Annotated in this window: 17 protein-coding genes; 3 read left to right on the forward strand and 14 right to left on the reverse strand. The window is 40.7% G+C overall.

Translation table 11 applies throughout. The features are described 5' to 3' along the window. Positions 1-37: 37 nt before the first annotated feature. Positions 38-934: an EamA family transporter gene (locus tag ACFPZG_RS04240; protein WP_317940290.1), complete on the reverse strand. Its 897-nt coding sequence runs from the start codon at positions 932-934 to the stop codon at positions 38-40. Between the two features lie 331 nt (positions 935-1265). Between ACFPZG_RS04240 and ACFPZG_RS04245 the strand changes: the two genes are divergently transcribed. Then, a complete protein-coding gene (locus tag ACFPZG_RS04245) occupies positions 1266-1670 on the forward strand; it encodes a CidA/LrgA family holin-like protein (RefSeq protein WP_283732839.1) in 405 nt (134 codons plus the stop codon). Further along, positions 1640-2332, forward strand: coding sequence for an LrgB family protein (locus tag ACFPZG_RS04250; protein ID WP_283732840.1), 693 nt, complete (start codon positions 1640-1642; stop codon positions 2330-2332). Before ACFPZG_RS04245 ends, ACFPZG_RS04250 begins: the two co-directional genes overlap by 31 nt. A gap of 168 nt (positions 2333-2500) precedes the next feature. On the opposite strand, the gene ACFPZG_RS04255 is transcribed toward ACFPZG_RS04250, so the two are convergent. The 4 genes from ACFPZG_RS04255 to ACFPZG_RS04270 form a co-directional block, all read right to left on the reverse strand. Next, entirely contained in the window at positions 2501-4042 is a 1542-nt protein-coding gene (locus ACFPZG_RS04255; protein WP_283732841.1) for a right-handed parallel beta-helix repeat-containing protein, read from the reverse strand. Positions 4043-4242: 200 nt separating this feature from the next. Next, entirely contained in the window at positions 4243-7032 is a 2790-nt protein-coding gene (locus ACFPZG_RS04260; protein ID WP_317940421.1) for a beta-glucosidase, read from the reverse strand. Positions 7033-7505: 473 nt separating this feature from the next. Continuing rightward, positions 7506-8147: a VTT domain-containing protein gene (locus ACFPZG_RS04265; protein WP_381426415.1), complete on the reverse strand. Its 642-nt coding sequence runs from the start codon at positions 8145-8147 to the stop codon at positions 7506-7508. A gap of 96 nt (positions 8148-8243) precedes the next feature. After that, entirely contained in the window at positions 8244-9524 is a 1281-nt protein-coding gene (locus ACFPZG_RS04270; protein WP_283732844.1) for an OFA family MFS transporter, read from the reverse strand. A 483-nt stretch (positions 9525-10007) separates the two neighbouring features. On the opposite strand from ACFPZG_RS04270, the gene ACFPZG_RS04275 reads away from it, so the two are divergent. Then, positions 10008-10649 (forward strand): metal-dependent hydrolase, encoded by a 642-nt coding sequence (locus tag ACFPZG_RS04275; protein WP_283732845.1) that lies wholly within the window; start codon positions 10008-10010, stop codon positions 10647-10649. 225 nt (positions 10650-10874) lie between these two features. On the opposite strand, the gene murQ is transcribed toward ACFPZG_RS04275, so the two are convergent. From murQ to ACFPZG_RS04320, 9 genes are all read right to left on the reverse strand, one after another. Further along, positions 10875-11783: an N-acetylmuramic acid 6-phosphate etherase gene (gene murQ, locus ACFPZG_RS04280; protein ID WP_283732846.1), complete on the reverse strand. Its 909-nt coding sequence runs from the start codon at positions 11781-11783 to the stop codon at positions 10875-10877. 11 nt (positions 11784-11794) lie between these two features. Further along, on the reverse strand, positions 11795-13660 hold the full coding sequence (locus ACFPZG_RS04285; RefSeq protein ID WP_381426411.1) for a hypothetical protein: 1866 nt from the start codon (positions 13658-13660) through the stop codon (positions 11795-11797). A 1213-nt stretch (positions 13661-14873) separates the two neighbouring features. After that, positions 14874-15068 carry a four-carbon acid sugar kinase family protein gene (locus ACFPZG_RS04290; protein WP_283732850.1) on the reverse strand — a complete coding sequence of 65 codons (195 nt, stop codon included), beginning with the start codon at positions 15066-15068 and terminating at the stop codon, positions 14874-14876. A 32-nt stretch (positions 15069-15100) separates the two neighbouring features. Further along, positions 15101-16003 carry an NAD(P)-dependent oxidoreductase gene (locus tag ACFPZG_RS04295; RefSeq protein WP_317940292.1) on the reverse strand — a complete coding sequence of 301 codons (903 nt, stop codon included), beginning with the start codon at positions 16001-16003 and terminating at the stop codon, positions 15101-15103. A gap of 65 nt (positions 16004-16068) precedes the next feature. Next, positions 16069-16731, reverse strand: coding sequence for an aspartate/glutamate racemase family protein (locus tag ACFPZG_RS04300; protein ID WP_317940293.1), 663 nt, complete (start codon positions 16729-16731; stop codon positions 16069-16071). A 45-nt stretch (positions 16732-16776) separates the two neighbouring features. Continuing rightward, on the reverse strand, positions 16777-17469 hold the full coding sequence (locus ACFPZG_RS04305) for a FadR/GntR family transcriptional regulator (protein WP_283732854.1): 693 nt from the start codon (positions 17467-17469) through the stop codon (positions 16777-16779). Positions 17470-17572: 103 nt separating this feature from the next. After that, positions 17573-19057 (reverse strand): tripartite tricarboxylate transporter permease, encoded by a 1485-nt coding sequence (locus ACFPZG_RS04310; protein WP_317940294.1) that lies wholly within the window; start codon positions 19055-19057, stop codon positions 17573-17575. 61 nt (positions 19058-19118) lie between these two features. Beyond that, complete coding sequence (locus ACFPZG_RS04315; protein WP_283732857.1) at positions 19119-19571, reverse strand: tripartite tricarboxylate transporter TctB family protein; 453 nt, start codon at positions 19569-19571, stop codon at positions 19119-19121. A 60-nt stretch (positions 19572-19631) separates the two neighbouring features. Beyond that, positions 19632-20621, reverse strand: a complete 990-nt coding sequence (locus ACFPZG_RS04320; protein ID WP_283732858.1) for a tripartite tricarboxylate transporter substrate binding protein — start codon at positions 20619-20621, stop codon at positions 19632-19634. Positions 20622-20805: the final 184 nt, after the last annotated feature.

Consider the following 20805-nt stretch of genomic DNA (forward strand, 5'->3'; position numbering starts at 1 on the left):
GATAATTAATAAACACCAGCCACGTGTGGCTGGTGTTTTATATATGCTTTTTTATCCGGAATAAATTTGAACCAAGTTCATTCAAAATGATTGCTACTAAAATAATCACGGTCCCTACCCATTGAAGCGGTGTCACTAATTCCGACAAGATGGCGCTCGCCAATAGGATGGTGATCGGCAATTCAATAGAAGTTAATATATTGGCGATTCCTCCCGAAATTAGTGGGGCACCTACCGCGTAAAACAGAGGTGGAAGTACCGCTCCGAATAATGAAACCCCAATCCCTACCGTTATCAAGTTTCCTTCCAATGGAAATACAGTCGGAATATCACGCATGAATAGGATAAAAACCATGATGGTTGAACCCGTCACCATCACCGAACTTCGAGTCAACGCATCCACATTGACCGCCACTTTTCCACTGAAGAAAATAAAACCTGCATACGTGAACGCAGAAAGAATACCGAATACAAAACCTTTAATCGGAAGCCCCTGAATGTCTCCGTTAATGATATTCGAAGCGAAAAAGACCCCTACCAGAATTAATAGTATAGATAAAATCGTCACTGGTGCTGGTGTTACTTTGCTGAAAATCCATTCCAAAATGATGCCAATCCATATGAATTGGAACATTAAAATGATCGCCAATGAGGCCGGTAAATATTGCATCGAGGCGTAATAAAATACCGTCGTCAAACCGATAAAGCAACCTGTCATCATGATTTGTAAAATATTCTTTTTCGTAAGCCCCTTGAAGCTCGACCGTCTAAATAACGTAATAGACCATATTAATATAAAGGAAATTAACATTTGAGCGATTGTAATTTGGCCAAGTGAATAGCCATAGCTAAACCCCAACTTGGCAAATATCGGCGTAAACCCAAAACACGCAGCACCCAATAAAACAAACACAATCCCCTTATTAAATTTCATTATGATAATACCTCCTTGATGCACAAAACTAACTGTACTATTATAGCATAAATGACGAAATGCTTGAAGACTCGGTGTTTTGGTGGGGTATCTCATTGTAAAGGTACCTGTGCGCAACACATTTATGACAATTCGAAGTGTTGTATATAAATACAATAGTATCTCATCAATCGCCAATTTTAGTGTATCCTTATAGACGTCTCGTGCATATCCAATGAATAATCTCGATTGTTCGGCACACAGGTACCTTCACAATCCAATTATGATATAATAACTTAGTTGTCTGGCAACTTGGGGAAGTTGTTTCTAAATAAAGGAGGAACAACACATCATGAGGATTCTCATCATTATTTTACAGATTTGTCTTCTATACATTTTTTCATATATCGGAACGGTTATTCAGAACTTTTTCCATTTGATCATCCCGGGAAGCATCATTGGACTTTTATTACTTTTCACTTGTCTATGTTTCAAAATAGTTCCCGTAAAATGGATTGAAAATGGCGCGGGGTTTGTACTCAGTATATTGATGCTGTTTTTCATTCCAGCAGCTGTCGGTATCATGAATTATGCTTCGTTACTTTCTTTTCACGGTGCATTGTTCATCCTTGCCGTCATCACAAGTACGATTATTTCCATTGCAATTACAGGAACAGTTGGTCAATTTTTCGGGAAAAAGGCTATTAAAAGAGAGGATGATCAAGAATGCAGCAAGCAACACTCGCATTCTTCATGATTTTATTAACCGTCGTTGCTTATCTTGCTGCGGCAAAACTATATAAACGGTATTCACACTCTTTTTTAATACCTGTTTTAACCGCAACTACAATGATTATAATTGTGTTGTCTTTAATCCAAATTCCATACGATAAGTATATGGTTGGGGGACAATGGATCAGTTCCCTATTAGGTCCATCCGTCGTCGCACTTGCCTACCCTTTGTACAAGCAACGCCTTTTCTTACGTGATCACTTGCTTCCTATAATTGGAGGGGTGTTGGTTGGTGTCAGTTCCGGAATGGTCAGCGTTGTACTCATCGCTAAACTATTCGGGCTCAATCAAAACTTAAGTCTTTCCCTTATCCCCAAATCCCTAACTACCCCCGTCGCGATTGAAGTAGCGAAAGGGTTGAACGGAAATCCGTCACTCGCGATCGTCGGAGTTATGATTGCTGGAGTTTTCGGCGCAATCATCGCACCTACTATTTTTAAACTATTACGCATCCATAGCCCCCTCGGCAGAGGCATCGCTCTTGGCAGTGCATCTCACGCCATCGGGACATCAAAAGCTGCCGAATACGGTGAACTTGCCTTTTCAATGAGTTCCATCACAATGGCATTATGTGCAATCATCGGCTCCGTCCTTGGCCCAATTGTTGTATGGGTGTTTCATATTTAGGAGTGAATAAAATAAAGTCCAATTTCCTCTACTGGAAATTGGACTTTTTTTGTGGATATGTGGTTGTTAAGGTACCTGTGCAAGAAACATTCATGTTAATTCAATCAATTCGTATAAAAATACATAAATTTCAAACAATCGTCACAAAAACGAATAGTCTCCTGCACCTTATGGAACCAATCTCAACTTTATCCCATCGTCCACCTTCAGCTTGTCCCCGCCGATGCCATCCATGACGTTTTCAATCACGCTAAGGTCTTCCCCGGCATTGATTTTGATTCCATTTGCGGCTTGTCGAATGACATTGTGCTCAATCCTGATACCTTTTGGGATACCGATCCCCCGCCCATTATTACCTCGGTCCTCACCGAGCTTAATGGACCAGAATCCACTATTTCCTCCAGTTATATAATTACGGAATAACTTCGTGCCCGGCGCATTGCGGATCTCGATGCCTGTTTTCGAATCTCCCTTCGCAGTGATCCGATTGTCCTCGATAAGGGTGTCGGGAGTTCCTAACATTACGAGGATACCTTCACGGTTCCCAATCAGGTGATTGGAATGTACCCAGTTTCCGGTTCCTGAGGCGTCGTGTTTGTTCTTGGAGCCACCGGGATTGCCGAGCGCGATGCCTGCCCGTTGACCACCAATGACCGTGTTGTCCCTGATTTCATTCAAATATTCACCCTCACCGTGCAAGTCGATGGCGTCGAGAATGCTGCCGACGATGGTGTTTTCCGCTACTAAATTATTATGCGTGCGGAACTGCAACAGAATGGCGTGCCGCAGATGCCTGCCGTCGAAAGTATTACCGGTGACGACATTGTGCCGGGAATCATTAGTGGCATTCGGGTCGTGCTGGTCCACTGTGCCCTCGATAGCGATGCCATAGCCCTGTCCACCTGGACCTACGGCGGTTGCTTCACTGATGTAGTTTTCAGAGATAGTCACTTCACGACTGGCCTTGACGGAGATGCCGTGGCGCTCGAACTTGCGGATGCTTAGATTCTCCACTATGATCCTGGAGCTCGCCTGCCCTTTATGAGCTCCGAGATAGATCCCGTACATTGGCCCGCCACCCGCGTCGCCGTCTTTGGGGTCGTCGCCGAGTGGACCCTCGTGGCGGGAGGTGATGGTAAAGTCAGCAATAATGACGTCCTGGATGCCGGAACCGCGGATCACCCGGCTGTCATCCTCGCCGTCGAGTGAGGTCAGCAACACAGTGCGTTCCTGGCCCTCTCCGCGCAAGTCCACGCCACTGCGCAATACGATATTCGCTGATTTATCGTTCGGGTCAGTAGAGTGTAGGTCATACGTGCCAGCCGGCAGGAAGACCTCGTCACCTAATTCGGCTGCGTCTAAGGCCGCTCTGATGGCTGCTGCATCGTCTTGTGAGTCAGGATCTGGATCTGCCCCGAAGTCCGTGACGTCAAGGGTCTTACCCGTGGTTGGATCTGGCGTCGGGACTTCGATCGGCGCGCCGGTACGGTCTACTAAGCCAGGATCCTGCCAGTCACCGTGCTCAGACTGGTTTGGGATCACGGCGTCATCTCTCTTGACTATCCCATCAGATTCCTCAATTGCGTCATCTTTCTCGAACGGCACCTCGTTTTCCTTGACAGTGCATGCGGTCAAGAGGACCACCAAGCCAAGGGTTACCCACCACAAACGCGCTGAAACGCGCTCATTGTTACGAATGGATTTTTTCATTAGACTTCTCACATCCTTTCTTGATGCTTTTCTTCCCCTATCGTCGCTCTAAAGTCGTTGAAAAAAAGCAGTGAGCCCGCGAGCTCGGAAATTCACACCGAGGCTCGCGGGCTCACTATGTTCGGGATGACTGGACGACCTCTATCGAGTCGCATCCGTCATCTTTTGGCCGCAGGTTTATTTTGAGTTCCCACTCGAAGTTACCTTTGCCATTGGTGTTGTCCTTGTTGTTGGTATTGCCATTGGCGTTGTCCTAGTTGTTGGTATTGCCATTGGCGTTGTCCTAGTTGTTGGTATTGCCATTGGTTTTTCAATTGGTTTTTCCATTGGTATCGCCATTGGGATTGCAATTGGTATCGCAATTGGTATCGCCATTGGGATTGCCATTGGTTGTCACCCTTATTATTGCCTTTGTTGTTACCTTTGTTGTTACCTTTGTTGTTATCTTTTTTCTCGTCTTTGTTACCTTTGTTGTCGTCTTTGTTACCTTTGTTGTTATCTTTTTTCTCGTCTTTATTGCCTTTGTTATTATCTTTGTTGTCGTCCTTGTTGCCTTTGATATTACCTTCGTTCTCGTCCTCGTTGTTGCTATTGTTGTTGCCATTAGTATTGCCAATTGTGTCGTCCTTGCTGAGCTTGAAGTTCAACGGGACATCTGTTTCCAACGGAGTGTCTGCTGAGGAACCACCGACATGTACGCGGTACTTTCCTTTAGCAGTTTTCCATTCGCCGTCTGCCCAGTTCGCAAGGTTGTCCGGTTCTTCCGGAACGAAATAGGAGAACGGGTGGTTAGAGTCATCGTGGTTAATACGTACAGTCACACGCTCGCTCTCACCTATCTCAAGGTAAACCTTCTCGAAGTTGACAAGACGCTTAGTCGGCTGTCCTGCTTCATCCGGAAGTGTTAGGTAGACCTGTGCCGCTTCTTTACCGGCAACGTCACCAGTGTTCGTGATTGTGAAGGACACGTCAATACCGGACACTGAGCCTTTATCTTGTATCTTCTTCACTTTAAGTTTGTCATATTCAAAAGTTGTGTATGATAAGCCGTACCCGAATGGGAAGACCGGCTTCATGTTGTTTGCTTCGTACCAGCGGTAACCCATTTCAAGACCTTCAGTGTACTTGGCAATTAATTGATCGGAACCGTTACCGTACGGGCCAGGGCCACCTACCTTGCCAGTGTCTTGACGTGTTCCAGGGTACTGCTCCTCTGTTGCGAATGCAGCTTCACGCTCAGTCGCGCCGAACGTCATTGGCAACTTACCTGAAGGATTAACCTTACCATAAAGCAAGTTAGCAACTGCATTGCCATCTTCCATTCCTGGGAACCATGCCTGAAGAACTGCAGGGACATCATCCAACCACGGCATAAGCACCGTACCGGATGTTTTCAGTACCACAACAGTATTCTCCGCGTTAGCTTCCATAACTGCGTCGATTAGCGGCTCCTGCTCAACCAAGTTCTTTCGATCTGGGTGCTTGTCGAGGTCGATTGCTGGGAATCCGAGCGTATCACGGTCTGCGGTCTCATGTGGGTTGTCGCCGACCATAAGAAGCACGACGTCCGATTCAGCGGCAAGCTTCGCAGCAGCCTCCGGGTCACGGCCATTGTTGTAAGTTACTTTAGTGTCGTAGCCCAATTCTTTGATAACATTCTCTAAGCCTTGCTGTGGTGTGACAGTGTAAGGTGTATTAACGTTCTCATTGTTATCACGTACGGAACGCGGGGACATTTTAGCCTCACTTGCGAACCACTCGAGGCCGATCAACGCAATTGACTTCGGCTCGCCGTTAAGTGGTAGGAAGCCGTCTTCGTTCTTCAATAGTACGGACCCTTCCTCAGCCATCTTCCGTGCACTAGCGCCGTTAAGCATAGGATCTACGATCTCCGGCATGAACTTGTCGTAAGGCTCGTCCATGTGGCCGAACTCAATCATCTTGATATAACGTGGACGAAGTAGATTGTCGATGTCGTCCTCAGTCACTTGACCAGAGTCGAGAGCATCTTGAATTTTCTCTTGAGTGTAGTATTGCGGTGCCCAGTCGAGCTCAACATTCATGCCCGCTTTGATTGCAGCAACTGTGTCGTGAATTGCACGACGGTCACTCATGACATAACCTTCAAAGCCCCAGTTTCTCCGTAGGGCATCTTGGAGCAATTCAGAACTGTCACATGCATAAGTACCGTTAACATCCGGGAATGAACACATCACCGATGCCGGGTTAGCATCCTTGACGACCATCTCGAATGGCAGCATGTACAACTCGTTCATAGCTTGTGATGGAACCTGTACCCCCATCGTCCAACGTTCAGTCTCTTGCTCGTTGCCGGCAAGGTGCTTAAGTTGTGCTTGAACTCCTTGATCCTGGATACCTTTAACTTGCTCAGACGCCATGATACCCGTCAAGTACGGGTCTTCACTGAAATACTCATAGTTCCGGCCATTGTACGGGTGACGTACGAGGTTCATGCCCGGTCCAAGCAACACGTGATGCGCGAACGCCCGTGTCTCCTCGCCGAGGATTCGGCCGGCTTCATAGTTTAACTCGCTGTTGAAGGTTGCGGCCATAGACAGGGAGGATGGCAGGCCAGTCGCTTCTGGGTCATTACCACATGATCCTCCCTTAACGCCCGTACCACCATTGGTCATGCGGATTGTAGGGATTCCCAGTTCATCGATCCCTTGGATCTGGCGGCCTGTGTCTTGCCACTCACATCCAGGCAGGGTGCCTTGGGGTGCGAACTCTCCGTTCTGGTACTTGCTAGTACCACCTTTCTTGATAACAACCGTCTCGCCAGTATCATTTTCATTGAAACGCGAAATAGCAATTTGCTGGATTTTCTGCTCCATCGTCATCGCATCGATTAGTAGCTCTGTGCGTTCTTCAGCAGAGAGCTCGGTGTTCATCCAAGGACGATCCCCTTCGGTTCCACCAGTCATCGCATTAGCAGGAACTAACGAAGACATGAAGATTAATGCTGTCATAAATAGTAAACTAATACGTTTTTCCAACTCAATATCACTCCTATATTTCACTAATAAATTATATTAGTATAGCAAAATCGCTATCACTAAGTGTCTTAGTATAAAGAAGAATTATTACAGTGGTATGAACGGTAAGTTACAAAACGGTAACAAAAAAAACGAGTTCAGTAATAAAACTGACCCTCGTGAAAACTTCATTTAATAGCTATATAAAGCGATTTTAGTTCAATAAATACAATTAGAATAATTAGATTTAAATAAGAATAATACTTTATTATTCTATCACAAATAAAAATAGTAGAAGAATCTCTACCTATTATAGAAGTTATTTATTATATAACATTTAGCAATTCGATCGATGAGGATATCTAAGATAGCAGATAAAATGTATATGGAGTGTGTAAAGGTACCTTACTAATCGATCGATAAAAGCGCAAAAAAATAGGCCAGCTATAATAAACGCTGGCCTTTAATCATTTCCCCATCCGCCCCCGGACTACACCAATAATAGCCGGCAACACAGAAATGAAGATAATGAGTAGAAGTACGGTTGAAAAATTGTCTTTGATAATCGGGATATTGCCGAAAAAATAGCCTAAAGTTGTACAAACCCCGACCCAGATTACTGCACCAACCACGTTATAGATTAAGAAATAACGGTAGTTCATCCTGCTTGCACCTGCGACAAAAGGAATGAACGTGCGAATGAATGGCATAAAACGAGCGATCACAATCGTTTTTCCACCATGCTTATTAAAGAAGCCCTCAGCTTTCGCCATCTTTTCTTGGTTAATTAATTTCCCCATGAAACTCCTTGAAGAAATGGTAGTTCCCACTTTCTTACCGATATGGTAATTCACAGTATCGCCAAGTACCGCTGCGGTTAAAAAGACAATGACTAAGAGAGCAAAGTTAAATGCCCCCCTCGTGGCAAGCGCACCACTGGCAAACAATAGAGAATCTCCGGGTAAGAAAGGGAAAATCACAAGTCCTGTTTCAACAAATACGATTAAAAAGAGGATACCGTATGACCATCCTTCAAAAGTTTTGATGATTTCAACTAAATGTTCATCAATATGCAGGATGAAATCAATTATAGCGTAAATTAGTGTCAAGGTTGTACCTGCCTTCATAGTTTTCTCACCCTATGTTATCACAAAATACATAGATAAGATTCAAGTAACAACCCATGAAGGATAAAAAGATACCATTTAAATCAACGCATCCTTCTTCACGTCTACTACAATCTGCTCTTTTGCTTCACTTTGGAGTCTGACTTTCTCAGGTTTCACAAGGAAAATACTTATCAAAGTCGCAACCGCAAAGAGCCCCATGATGACATACAACACCATGTCATACGATTGCGTCTTGTCCAAAACAAAAGCACTTAGCTGATTGCCTGTCAGTCCCGCAATTGCCCAAGCGGATAACGCCAATCCATGCACAGTCGAAATACTGTCCAAACCGAAGCGGTCCGATAAAAGGGGTGGTAAAGACGAAAAACCTCCGCCATAACCTGCATTTATGATACAAAGTAAAGCAATAACAAGAATTACGATCGAATTATTAAGTCCATCAAACACAATCGTTAATAAAAAGGCTGAAATAGATGAAATAAAGATGATCTTATAAATGGAGTTACGATCCTTCATTCGGTCACCCAATGAAGAGAAAAAGATCCGGCCGCCCGCATTGAAAATCGCGGTTAACGAACTCACCAAACCAATCGCTCCAAATCCAATGAACGCCAATATCCCTTTTTCCTGGGAAATCAAAGCCAATCCACAAGTAATATTAATATAAAACATTAACCAAATACCGATGAACGTTTTATTTTTCAATGCCAATCTATAACTAAATTTTTGCGTTTGGACGCTTTCTTCCTCATATCCCTCTGGTTTCTTTAAAAGTACATGCCCAATAAACATCATCACTAAATAAATTCCAGCTAAAATATAAAACATCGTAAAAATGTTGGAGGGATTCACCAAAATCCCCTCGCCGTTTCTTTCCCCTAAAAGCTTTACCATTAATGGACTTGCAATGACCTTCGCTAATCCGAAACCTGCAACCGCAAGCCCCGTTGCCAATCCCTTTTGCTTATCAAACCAAAGCATCAAAGTCTTGACCGGCGTTAAATAACCAATTCCAAGCCCAATACCCATGACAACGCCATAAGAAATATAAACACCAAGCAATGACTTTTGGTAAATAAAGAAACCCGTTCCCGCCATCCCAGCAACAAAAAATAATGCCGAAAGCAGGGATGACTTATGTATATCCTTTTCAACAAACTTCCCACCGAAAGCTGCCGACATCCCAAGAACAAAAATTGCTATACTAAACGCCCACTCCACTTCCCCGACAGATCTCCCCATATAAGTGGCAATATCACCCTTAAACAACGACCAACAGTAAACCGTACCGATACTACAATGAATTAACAAAGCTGGAAGCACAGCACGCATCCATTTATTATTAATCTTTTCCATTTCGCTCCTCCTCCAATATCTATCGACCAAAACCCGAAACACGAATAATTAATTTGAATAAAAATTATTAGTTCGTGTTTAGGAGTAAACTTTAAAGTTTTTATCTGTCTTCAAAGTTATTTTAGGTCTATTTACGAAAATTAATAAAGTAATTATATATCATATCGAGAAATAAGCAAATAGAAATTTATAGAATGGAGTAATTGTAAAGGTACCTGTGCAAGAAACATTCATGACAATTCAACCAATTTGAATAAAAATACACTCACTCAAAATAAACGTTACACCTATAACTACGTGAATTTGTATTCATGCAATTGTAGTGTATAAACTGAATTCAACTACGCACAGGTACCTTAAGAATCAAAACATCCTCTACCCATATGCCCACCAAAGCTCCCCCAAGTGCTAACATCCACCCATTGCCACGCCCCTTCCCAATAAGAGATAATAAGAAGATTACACAACAAGAGAGGTTTACAGATGAAAGGAAGTTCACACGCAGCTATCGGCGCCGCAGCCGGTGCAATTGCAGGATATCAGGTTCAGCCTGATCTATACACAGTCATAGTCTCATCTTTAGTCGGCGGTGCGTCAGCATTAGTCCCCGACTTGGATACGAACGGGTTGGCAAGCAATCGAATCACCATTTCTAAAAAGTTCACTCAATGGCTGATGCAGTTCGTTGGAATTGGCATTTTAGTCGCGATCGCATACCAGTTTTTCACAACAGGATTTACCCCTTCCATTATTCTGTACGCGGGAATCGGCTTGCTCTTTTTCATCGTATCGCGTTTCATCACACAACGAAGAATGTTGACGCTAACCGGCATCATGGTAATGTGGCTCGGCATTGTGATGCACCAATCAACCGGCATCCTGTTAGCCGGAAGCTATATCGTCATCGCCTCGTTCCTGCCGCACCGCTCTTACACCCATTCACTTTTAGGGCTCGCTTTTTATGCATTCATTTTGAGTCATCTACAACAAGAGTGGGCATTCGAAGGTCTGTTCGTTGCAGGAATAGCCGGGTACGCCAGCCACCTCATCGCTGACATGAAGCTCTTACCAATGAACCGCAGAGGCGTAAAATGGTTCGCTCCGCTATGGAATAAAGAATTGTAAAGTTGCCTGTGCAAGAGAATTGTGAAGGTACCTGTGCAAGAAACATTCATGATAATTCAAACGATTTGAATAAAAATACACTGATTTGAAATTAACCTTAAACCTACAGCTTCATGTTTTTATATTTATTCAATTGTAGTGTATAAACTGAATAGTCCGCTGCACAGGTACCAAAAAAATCCGACACAAAAAAACGGGTACCCTTCACAGGTCCCGTTCCCCTCATCAACCACCATACCCAAGCCCGTCCAAAACATCTCGAACTTTACCTTTGTTTTCTTCCAGTTTTACAAGTATTTCTTCAACTGGCTCACCCGTTAACAGGTAGACAATAGCGGTCTTGACTTGTTCCTTTGAGATTCTAAAGGCTTCCGCCGCTTCTTCATATGTAGCACCTGTTGCCTCAACGATAATCCGAATGGCCCGATCTTGTAGTTTTTCGTTACTTACCACTAAATCCACCATTAAATTCTTATATACTTTTCCTGCTTTAATCATCGTGGCGGTTGAGAAAATATTCAATGCCATCTTTTGGGCAGTGCCTGCTTTTAAGCGGGTTGAACCTGCAATCACTTCAGGTCCCGTATCAATCTCTACGGCCACATTGACAAACGGAGATATTTCCGCATTTTTATTACAACAGATTAATCCTGTAAATGCTTGTTGGGATGCGGCATATTGGAGTGCCCCCTTTACAAATGGTGTTCTTCCGCTTGCGGTTAATCCGATCACAAGGTCATTCGAGGTGATCGAATAGGCTTTTAGTGCGGCCATTCCCTCAGACTCACTGTCCTCAACGGTTGGCTTGGAAGTCCGAAGTGCCTCATCTCCACCAGCAATGATTCCGATGAATTGGTTCGGCATCAGATTGAAGGTTGGAGGAATTTCTGAAGCATCTAACACACCCAAACGGCCACTTGATCCTGTTCCCATGTAGAATATCCGCCCATTTTTCTGAACGATAGGATAGGCAGCATCAACCAACTTAGAGATTTGCGGGAGTTCTGGCCTGATTGCATTTGCAACGGTTTCATCTTCCTTATTCATTAAACAGGCTATTTCAAGAGAAGAGCACATATCAATGCCAACGGTTTTTGGATTGATTTTTTCAGTATTCAGTTTCCCTAAATTCATTGTTTCCCCTCCTATACGCCTGTAATTTTTCGCTTCTTCCTAAAATAATTTGTGGTAGTTACACCAACTAATAAAGTGAATACGGTTCCGATAACTGTCGGTAAATTAATATCATATTTTTTATAAAAATTGATGATATCCACATAAACTTCAGGATAATTAAACATGTAGATCACGGTAAACGTTAACGTTATTAAGGAGGTTACCCCAAGAATGATAACACCCTTCCAGAAATTTAATTGGAAGTCACTTTTACTTATTTGCTCTTCATAATCCATGTTCGTATCAGTTAGTTTTTTGTTCGATTTCAGAAGAATTTCCTTTTCTTCCTCAAGACCTTGTTGCTTTTGTAACTCTGTCTTGACCTGATCCTCTAACTGTTTATTTTTCTCAGTTAAAACGGAAATATCATTTTTATAATCATCAATGACCTTAAAAGCTGTTTTATTATCTATGATTTGATTACTTGTTTGCGAGTAGCTAATTAGCGATTGGACCATTTCTGTAACGGGAATATCCATTAAATCCTCTAAATTTAATATCGCACTGATGCATTTCAAAGTAGTATTTGCTTTATTATCCCAGTGGAAGTAGTTTTCCAGTACGCCATTATTTCGATTAGAAAGCTTTTGAATGTAAATGATGGTTGGAAAAACTAAATCCTCTATCGTATTTTCAATATCCTTTGTATCCTCTTCTGTTTGCTTTAAAATCACTAATGCTTCCAACAGTAGGTTCAAGATATTTGCTGAGACAGAAATATCAATCCATAGATTTTCTGAATTCTTCTTTGCTTCCAAGGTGATCACAAATTGCTTAATTAGTTGGACATCCTTTAAGAGAATTGAGGCTTTAATGTAATGAATGATTTCGATTTCATTACTCTTAGTTAAGTCTTTACCTTTAATTAACCTTTTTAATTGCTTTGTTGCAAAAGACGTCTCAATTCCTAATTCTAAAAAAGCATTATAGGCTACAATACATTCCGATTCTGCCTCTTCACCGCTTAACAGCGCCTTTTTCATCCAGTCGACTGTTTTTTGAAGTTTTTCCGGATCGTCCCCATAGGTAGCCCGCAACCATAATAAAGCGGAAGTGGGTACAAGTAATCCGTTAAAGGAGTCTTTTTCCTTTTCCTTGTCCAAGATTGGTTTGACTAATTCCGATGTGAATTCTGTATAGCTGACATCGCTTTTTTCTAACGCTTTGTGGGTCTTTAACGTATCGAAGGTGCTCCAAAAGCTGTCATCAATATACTTTCCTTCTTTGAGAATGCCATGAATCTTAAGTTCCGTGTCCTGTAGAATCCTAAGTGCAGATTTCTCCCGACCTGCCACAAAAAATTGTTTTAAACGGAGATCGTTTGACTCAATACCAATATACTTTACATTCCCAGAAACTATGTAATTTTGAAGAAATTCTTCAATCTCCTCTAACTTTCCCTGTTTTTTATTCTCACTGTCTGAATGCGTTGGACCTAAAACAACAATCGAATGGGTACCTTGCATGATTTGTTTTTTGAATTCATCCATCTGATCGATAGTTGATAAGTCATATTCCTGGTATCGGTAATTTAGAGAATTTAATGTTTCCAGGAAGAATTCAAATGCCATACTTTTATAGGTTGAATCCCATAAAACGGCGGTATTGCATTTCCCATCAATAACAAATTTGATAATATTCTCAAGCAGAACGGTTTCTTTTTGCCAATCAAGATTAAGGGATGAAATGACCACACGATACTTGGATGTTTCCCTTGTAGCCATCAGCAACGCTTTTCTTGTTTGCGTTTCGTCTTCATCATGTAATAACGTTTCCCACTCAGCAGAAGAATAAGAGTCATCTAAATAGTGCCAGTATAAACCCTTTTTCTTCATACAATATTGCTTCAGTTCATTCAGGGAGACATTATTAGGATAATGAAAAAGTGGATGGGCTTCTGACAACTTGGAATTTCGAAGATCACCAATTAAAGGATTCTCTTTTCGACGAACGGCCATTGGTGCTTCGATTGGTAAGAAATTATAGGCAGTGAATGGTTCGAAAAACTCCTTGGGAATCGAATTTAATTGATGTAGAATCAAGCAGCCCTTACCTCTCGAAAGAAATTCTTCAAAGGATCGCTTAAATGACTCGGATTCCACTTCCTCCTTAATCGTTTTTTCACTTAATGAGTTAGAAGTGAAAAGAACCATAGATATATCAATGTCTGTAAGATCGAACTTCAATCTTGGAATATTATGAGCGGTATATAAAATGATATCTTCAGATTCAATGAAATCAAAGCTCTCCAACAATGGGCGAATATCCGATTTAGTAGAGTAGGACATATAAACCTGGCTTTGAATAAGTGCAATTTTCCCCATATACTCACCTTTTCTCAAGACTATCTATTTATATATTACCATAATTCGAATTTATATTGTGAAGGTCCATTGTAAAGGTACCTGTGCAAGAAACATTCATGATAATTCATGCAATTTGAATAAAAATACAGGATTTAAAAGTAAACCTTTTATTTACAGAATAACGGTTGTATATTCATACAACTTCGTTATGGAGAAGATTTTGCGATTGTGAGACCGATTAATAGCATGCATTTAATCAATAAATGAAAAAACAAGTAAAGTGAAATAAATGTAAAAAAGAGCGAACTGAATTCGTCATTTTTTACAGTCCTGTTTCCTTTTTTAATTTATTTATAGTAATCCTATTCGTAAAAAAGTAATTACCTTTTACGGAAGTTATGTAACGCTAATGGGTACCTCGAAATGAGTGTAGCTATTCCCTCAGACTCACTGTCCGGCGCTTTGATTATATCCGCATGCGCAACAAAAGTATCCGTTTATTCAATAAAAATGAATAAAAAATAAGGCCAGCTATCACAAATGCCAGCCCTACCATACTTTCAATCTATAACTATAAAGTTTTAGTGAATTGAATGAAATCAACCATGTATAGGAACCTGGGTAGCCTACATCACAAGTGATACGATTGCGTTTGCGCTTACCTCTGGACCAGTTAAAATTGGTTTTGATCCTCGGTCATAACTATCCAATGCACGTGCCATAGAAAATTGTGCAAGTAGTACTACGTCACAATATTAATTGCTTCTTTTGTATTTTGTGTACGGGTTTTCAAGGCAATTACACATACATCAACTTCTGGAGTACTATTTTCTATTGGTACTCCGTTATATAAAATCGTACGTAAGCCTCCTTTCGCAAAAAAAGAGGCAATGTCACTACCACCAGTAAAGTCGTCTGCAATACAACCAATGAGCAAAGTAATCTCCCCCTGATGTACTATTTACTTTCTCAAAAACCCTCTTTACGAACCCTTACATCTAACATATCTTCATAGAATTTGACCATTGCATGTTTGTAGTCATCACGATGTCCGCTTTGTAATGCAAGTTGGTAAGATTGCATCGTTCCACTTAAAGTCGGTAATGGGATTTCAGATTTAATTAAGACTTCATACATGCTTTCCATATCTTTGTATGCTCTTCCAAGTGAAAATCCATGTTCAAAATTCCCTTCCAAAATCTTTGGAATTAATGCCTTGGAAGCAAAACTGGACCCAGTGGCTGTCATTAATACGTCACCAAGCTTTTCAGGGTCTAAACCAAGTTTAACGCCAACAGGCAATAGTTCACTAAAGCTTGCAACACAAATGTTCAATGCACAGTTATTAATCATTTTCGTTAACTGTCCAGCCCCATTATTACCCATATAAATAACCTGCGAACCCATTCTATCAAGCAGCGGTTTGATTGTATTAAATATATCCTCGCTTCCACCACACATTAAGCTAAGAGTGCCATCCAAACTCTTTGATTGTTGACCAGATATAGGGCAATCTAAAAATTCAATTCCATCCGCTTTGCATGCTTCAGCAATTTCCATAGCACCTAAATAACTAATCGTACTGAAGTCCACAATGGATTGACCAGGCTTCAAGTGTTTTAGAAGACCATTTTCCCCCAATACCACGGTTTTAACGATATCTAAATTTGGCAGGCATAAGAAAATATAATCGCTGTCAGTAGTATCTAAAATATTTGTCGTTGTTTTTAATCCCTTGTTTTTAAATTGTTCTAAAGCCTGTTCGTTTGGATCACATGCTATAAATTCGTAATGTCCTTCACCTTCACCTTTTGATAAATTTAAAGCCATACCCATTCCCATTACGCCTAATCCGATAAAACTTACCTTCATATTAATCTCTCCCTATCCAAATATGAATTATTCTTGATAGACTATCAGTTATATTGTTATAAACTCTACTGATTTTTGTTCTTACTAAGTTCTAAAATAGTTTTTACTGCTTCTCTCGGAGTCGTTAGTACCGGCAATCCTAATTCTTTGACTTCTTTCTCGGCCGATGCCTGAGTAATCTGAGCAAGTATAATAACCTCAGAACCTCTGTCCTTCAATTTCCTTGCTGCACTAGCATTAAGGCGATTATGCTTCTCTACATTTCCAGCTTTCAATTCCGTCATAGCTTTTGTTTCAATTTCTATATCCACTTCAATGCCCTTGCCAAGTTCTAATGCAATTTTTTCTAATTGTTCTTTTGTTGCCGGACCAGTTGGGGCGTTAGTTACTACAACGCCTATTTTGGTAAAATTCTTTACTGCCATCTCTAACACAGGCCTGTCTACAGCTGTAATAGGTACAGTTATAAAAGGTTTTACAGCGTCTACAATAGGGGTTAGCACCGTACAAGCCACGATTATTGCATCAACCCCAGCCTCCTGAGCTTTTATCGACATATTAACAAAATCACGATGAATCTTATCATCTATTTTTTTTACTTGATTCGCATAATATTGGATGTGCTCATCCACAAAGTTTAGAACTATAACCTTGGGTGCCAATTCTTTGAATGCATCATTAAGTGGGGGAACAGCATTACATGTTGCATGGATAACGCCAATTTTCATATTTAAATCCCTCCAACATATTTTAAAATCCTTCTTTGTAGTGGACTATTCTAATACACCATTAGCAAGAGCCAGTCCAGATAACTCATACATTGCTAGTTCACTATTCGATTGCAAGTGTGACTCCATTAAATATTTGGCAGTTTGAGGATCTCTGTTAGCAATCGCATTCGCAATCATTTGATGATAATGAACCGCTTTCTCAACCATTCCTGGCTTTCTCGTATATGCACGCATTCGCTTTAACTCTTCTTGTAAATTATCATACACTTTAAGTGCATACTCATTGTGGGTTGCTTCCACTATTAATCTATGGAAACGTAAATCCTCACTAATTGTCACCTGGTTGTTTTCGGCCATCCCACGCATAATTTCAGCTGATTCTGTTATTAAATCGATTTCGTTATTGAAGGCCTCCCTGGCTGCTAATCCTGCAAATGAAGGCTCTATAATCGTACGAAATTCAGTTATTTTTAATAGTTCTATGAAGGATGTACGACTTACATTAGTAAATTGCATTGAGCGATTATATTCTATAAATGTTCCTCTACCTTGTTGGATAGTAACGTAACCTTTGGATTCTAAAGCACGATACACTTCACGTACAGTTGAGATTGCAACATTGTATTGAGCGGCCAATTCATTCATAGTTGGAAGCCTGGATCCCTTTTTCCAAACTTCACTTTCAATCTTTCTCTCCATTTCACCCAACAAATCGTGAAATTGAACCTTAGACATAAAATACCTCCAATATATACAAACCGCTGATAAATTCATCAGATGAATTTATTTATTTTTTTGGTCAAGTATAATCACTTTAGATACACTTGACCAAATGGAATTACCTCTTAATTAACGATTTCAACTTACCAAATAAAGGTGTTGATTGAAGAATTGTAATTAATGCAATGAATAAAAGAATCGCAGCAACAGGTTTTGAGAGGAAGATCATCCAATCTCCGCGACCAATTTTAAGTGATTGATTCATAGTGGTGTCCAACATGATTCCAAGAATTAATCCTACAACCATTGGTGCCACGGGGATTTTTAATTTATCCATAAAATAACCGGCAATCCCAAAGCCAAACATGATCATGACATCCACCATACTATTATGGACCGCAAAGGTTCCTATCACACATAACAGGATAATAATCGGTGCCAATACTTTTGGTGGAACCTTCGTAACACCTACTGCTACCCTTGTGTACAAAATACCAAGACCTAACATGAAGAAACATGAAATTAGAACTGCCCAAAGTAATGTGTAAGCAACATCTGCATGCTCTGTCATTAAGGTCGGTCCTGGCATAATTCCATGAATCATCAGCCCACCCAAAAGCACTGCTGTTGAAGAGCTCCCTGGAACTCCTAAAGTAATTGTTGGAACAAGCGCGCCTCCTACTACAGCGTTATTTGCGGATTCAGGAGCAGCTACTCCCTCCGCATGTCCAGTTCCAAACTTTTCCTTTTCCTTAGAAAACCTTTTGGCTTCATTGTAACTAAACCAACTGGCCGTATCTCCACCGGTCCCCGGGATAAGCCCAACAATGACTCCAATTACACTTGAACGGAGTAAGGTATACCTAAGTCTAAATATTTCTTTCCAACTTGGTAATATTTTGTCATTTATCTTACTTACCTTTATTTCCTGAGTGTCTCGCTCAATTAATTTCAAAGCCTGAGGTATAGAAAAAAGCCCGATTAACGCAACAACAAAAGAAATACCATCAAATAAATAAATACTTCCAAAAGTAAACCTAGGAGTACCAGTTATTGCATCCATTCCAATCAATGAAATTAACAAGCCTAATGTACCGGACAATAGACCCTTAATAACTGATCCAGTTGAAAGAGAAGAGATAATCGTAATCCCTAAAACAGCAATTGCAAATAACTCTACTACTCCTATTTTAAGTGCTACTTCCCCCAAAAACGGCGCGATGGTTAAAAGGACAATTGCACCAGCGACCCCCCCAATAAAAGATGAGACCAGAGAAATACCTAACGCCTTTCCCGCTTCACCATTTTGTGACATTGGATATCCATCTAATACAGTTGCTGCCGCGGCAGGTGTTCCAGGTGTGTTAATCAATACCGCAGTAATGGACCCCCCATACGATGCACCCATATACAAAGCAGCAAGCATAGCAATCCCAGTTGCTGGGTCCATACCATATGTAAGTGGAAGAAGGATTGCAATTCCCATGGTAGCTGATAATCCCGGCATTGAACCGATGAATATACCTAAGGTCATGCCTACAGCAATAAAAAATAAGTTACTAAATGACATAACATTTAGTAAACCAGTCAACATTTCCTCCATTCAATTCCCTCCGATTATATAGCGTCGATTTTACGATTCCACTTGCCATATCAAAATCTTTTTAAAAGAAGATCCCTTTTGGGACAGGAACGTGCAGAAACAAACTAAATAAACCATATATAAAGGCAGTAAAACCAACTGCTAAGATAATGGCTGTAAGTACATTCGTTGCTTTCATATACATCAAGCTCGCAAAAACAAAAAGTGGAGTTACGATGAAGTAACCAATGATATCCATTAGGAGTATATACAACGCTATCATTGCAATGAAAATGGACACACGCTTTATATGTAGTTTTCCATTTTCTGCTTCCCCTTCACTCTTTGCACTAGCTTCATTTCGTTTTTTAAATGCTTCTATCAACATCATAAGACTCAAACCAGCGATTATGAAAATTAAAATTTGTGGTAATCTCGCAGCACTAACTGGATAATTTAAAGATTGCATATAAAAAACAACGCACATTATTAAAACTAGCCCGCTCGCAATTGAATGTTTTACAATCGATGACATTTTTATCCCTCCTTAAGATCAGGAGGAAGGGGATGAAAAACCTTCCTCCTAACATTTTGGTTACTCTTTATACTGGTCTTTTACTTCTTCCCACAGCTTTTCAGATAATTTCTCATCCTCTTTAAGGAATTCAGCATAATCCTCGCCAATTTTGATATCCATAGGAAGGGCTACTTTCTCCAAACCTGCTACAAATTCCGGGTCATTTTCCAATTGTTTAAATGCATCATATAATTTTTGTTTTATCTCTTCTGGTAAACCTTTTGGTGCACTATATCCTCGTGATGATCCCGATACTACATTCACACCTAATTCCTTTGCAGTTGGGACATCAGGCAATAATTCTATTCTTTCTTCACTAAATACAGCCAATGCCTTTAAATTACCGGCTTTTACTTGTGCAAACACAACTCCTAAGTTATTAAAGCTAACCTCAACATCCCCGCCAGCAGCTGCCTGCCAAGATGGCCCATCTCCATCATAAGGAATTAATTCGATTGATAACCCTGTTTCATTCATCCATTTAAGTGCCGTAAAGAAATCATCCCCACCCACACCAGAGTGGGAGACGTTCAACCCATTGGGATTGTCTTCTAAATATTTAGCAAAGTCTTCATAAGTATTTAATTTACTATCTTTTGGAACCACAATGATTCCTGGATCCGTAACAATGTTCGCAATCGGATCAAAATCTTCTAATGTATAACTAATATCAGAGTTCATAATGTAATTTGTCATTAGCATCGGGGAATTTGTAATACTAATGGAATAACCATCCGCTTTTTCCTTTTGTGCTACCCGAGTCCAACCAATTGCACCTGCAGCACCTGGAATATATTCACTTGTAAATGTTGCATCAAGAATTTTACTGAGATATGGCTGTGTTAACTGTGCCAGTTGATCACTTCCACCTCCCGGGTTAAAGCCTTGGATTACTGTAATTGGTTTACTTGGATAATTTTTATCGACTTCCCCACTAGCCTTTTCACTACAAGCCCCTAACACCAACATAAGTGCACAAATCAGCGCCGTGATAGATAACTTTCTCATCTTACTCCCATCCCCTTAGTTCATTATTTTTACAACACCGTGAAAAATTTAATACTTCCTTCACCCCTTTCAAGTTAAATAACTACTGTTCAATGAAATAATAGTTTAATAGAATCATCCATTGAAAGCGGTTTCATTAATTCTTGCAGATATTGAAATCGATTTCAAAACGAGCGATACCTTT

The organism is Sporosarcina thermotolerans, assembly GCF_042658975.1.
In the GTDB taxonomy this organism is placed as follows: domain Bacteria; phylum Bacillota; class Bacilli; order Bacillales_A; family Planococcaceae; genus Sporosarcina; species Sporosarcina thermotolerans.

Bases quoted from the DNA above. Each gene is read 5' to 3' on its own strand.
- ACFPZG_RS04240 (WP_317940290.1), bottom strand. From the start codon at position 934: ATGAAATTTAATAAGGGGATTGTGTTTGTTTTATTGGGTGCTGCGTGT.
- ACFPZG_RS04245 (WP_283732839.1), top strand. From the start codon at position 1,266: ATGAGGATTCTCATCATTATTTTACAGATTTGTCTTCTATACATTTTT.
- ACFPZG_RS04250 (WP_283732840.1), top strand. From the start codon at position 1,640: ATGCAGCAAGCAACACTCGCATTCTTCATGATTTTATTAACCGTCGTT.
- ACFPZG_RS04255 (WP_283732841.1), bottom strand. From the start codon at position 4,042: ATGAAAAAATCCATTCGTAACAATGAGCGCGTTTCAGCGCGTTTGTGG.
- ACFPZG_RS04260 (WP_317940421.1), bottom strand. From the start codon at position 7,032: ATGACAGCATTAATCTTCATGTCTTCGTTAGTTCCTGCTAATGCGATG.
- ACFPZG_RS04270 (WP_283732844.1), bottom strand. From the start codon at position 9,524: ATGGAAAAGATTAATAATAAATGGATGCGTGCTGTGCTTCCAGCTTTG.
- ACFPZG_RS04275 (WP_283732845.1), top strand. From the start codon at position 10,008: ATGAAAGGAAGTTCACACGCAGCTATCGGCGCCGCAGCCGGTGCAATT.
- murQ (WP_283732846.1), bottom strand. From the start codon at position 11,783: ATGAATTTAGGGAAACTGAATACTGAAAAAATCAATCCAAAAACCGTT.
- ACFPZG_RS04285 (WP_381426411.1), bottom strand. From the start codon at position 13,660: ATGAAGAAAAAGGGTTTATACTGGCACTATTTAGATGACTCTTATTCT.
- ACFPZG_RS04295 (WP_317940292.1), bottom strand. From the start codon at position 16,003: ATGAAGGTAAGTTTTATCGGATTAGGCGTAATGGGAATGGGTATGGCT.
- ACFPZG_RS04300 (WP_317940293.1), bottom strand. From the start codon at position 16,731: ATGAAAATTGGCGTTATCCATGCAACATGTAATGCTGTTCCCCCACTT.
- ACFPZG_RS04305 (WP_283732854.1), bottom strand. From the start codon at position 17,469: ATGTCTAAGGTTCAATTTCACGATTTGTTGGGTGAAATGGAGAGAAAG.
- ACFPZG_RS04310 (WP_317940294.1), bottom strand. From the start codon at position 19,057: ATGGAGGAAATGTTGACTGGTTTACTAAATGTTATGTCATTTAGTAAC.
- ACFPZG_RS04315 (WP_283732857.1), bottom strand. From the start codon at position 19,571: ATGTCATCGATTGTAAAACATTCAATTGCGAGCGGGCTAGTTTTAATA.
- ACFPZG_RS04320 (WP_283732858.1), bottom strand. From the start codon at position 20,621: ATGAGAAAGTTATCTATCACGGCGCTGATTTGTGCACTTATGTTGGTG.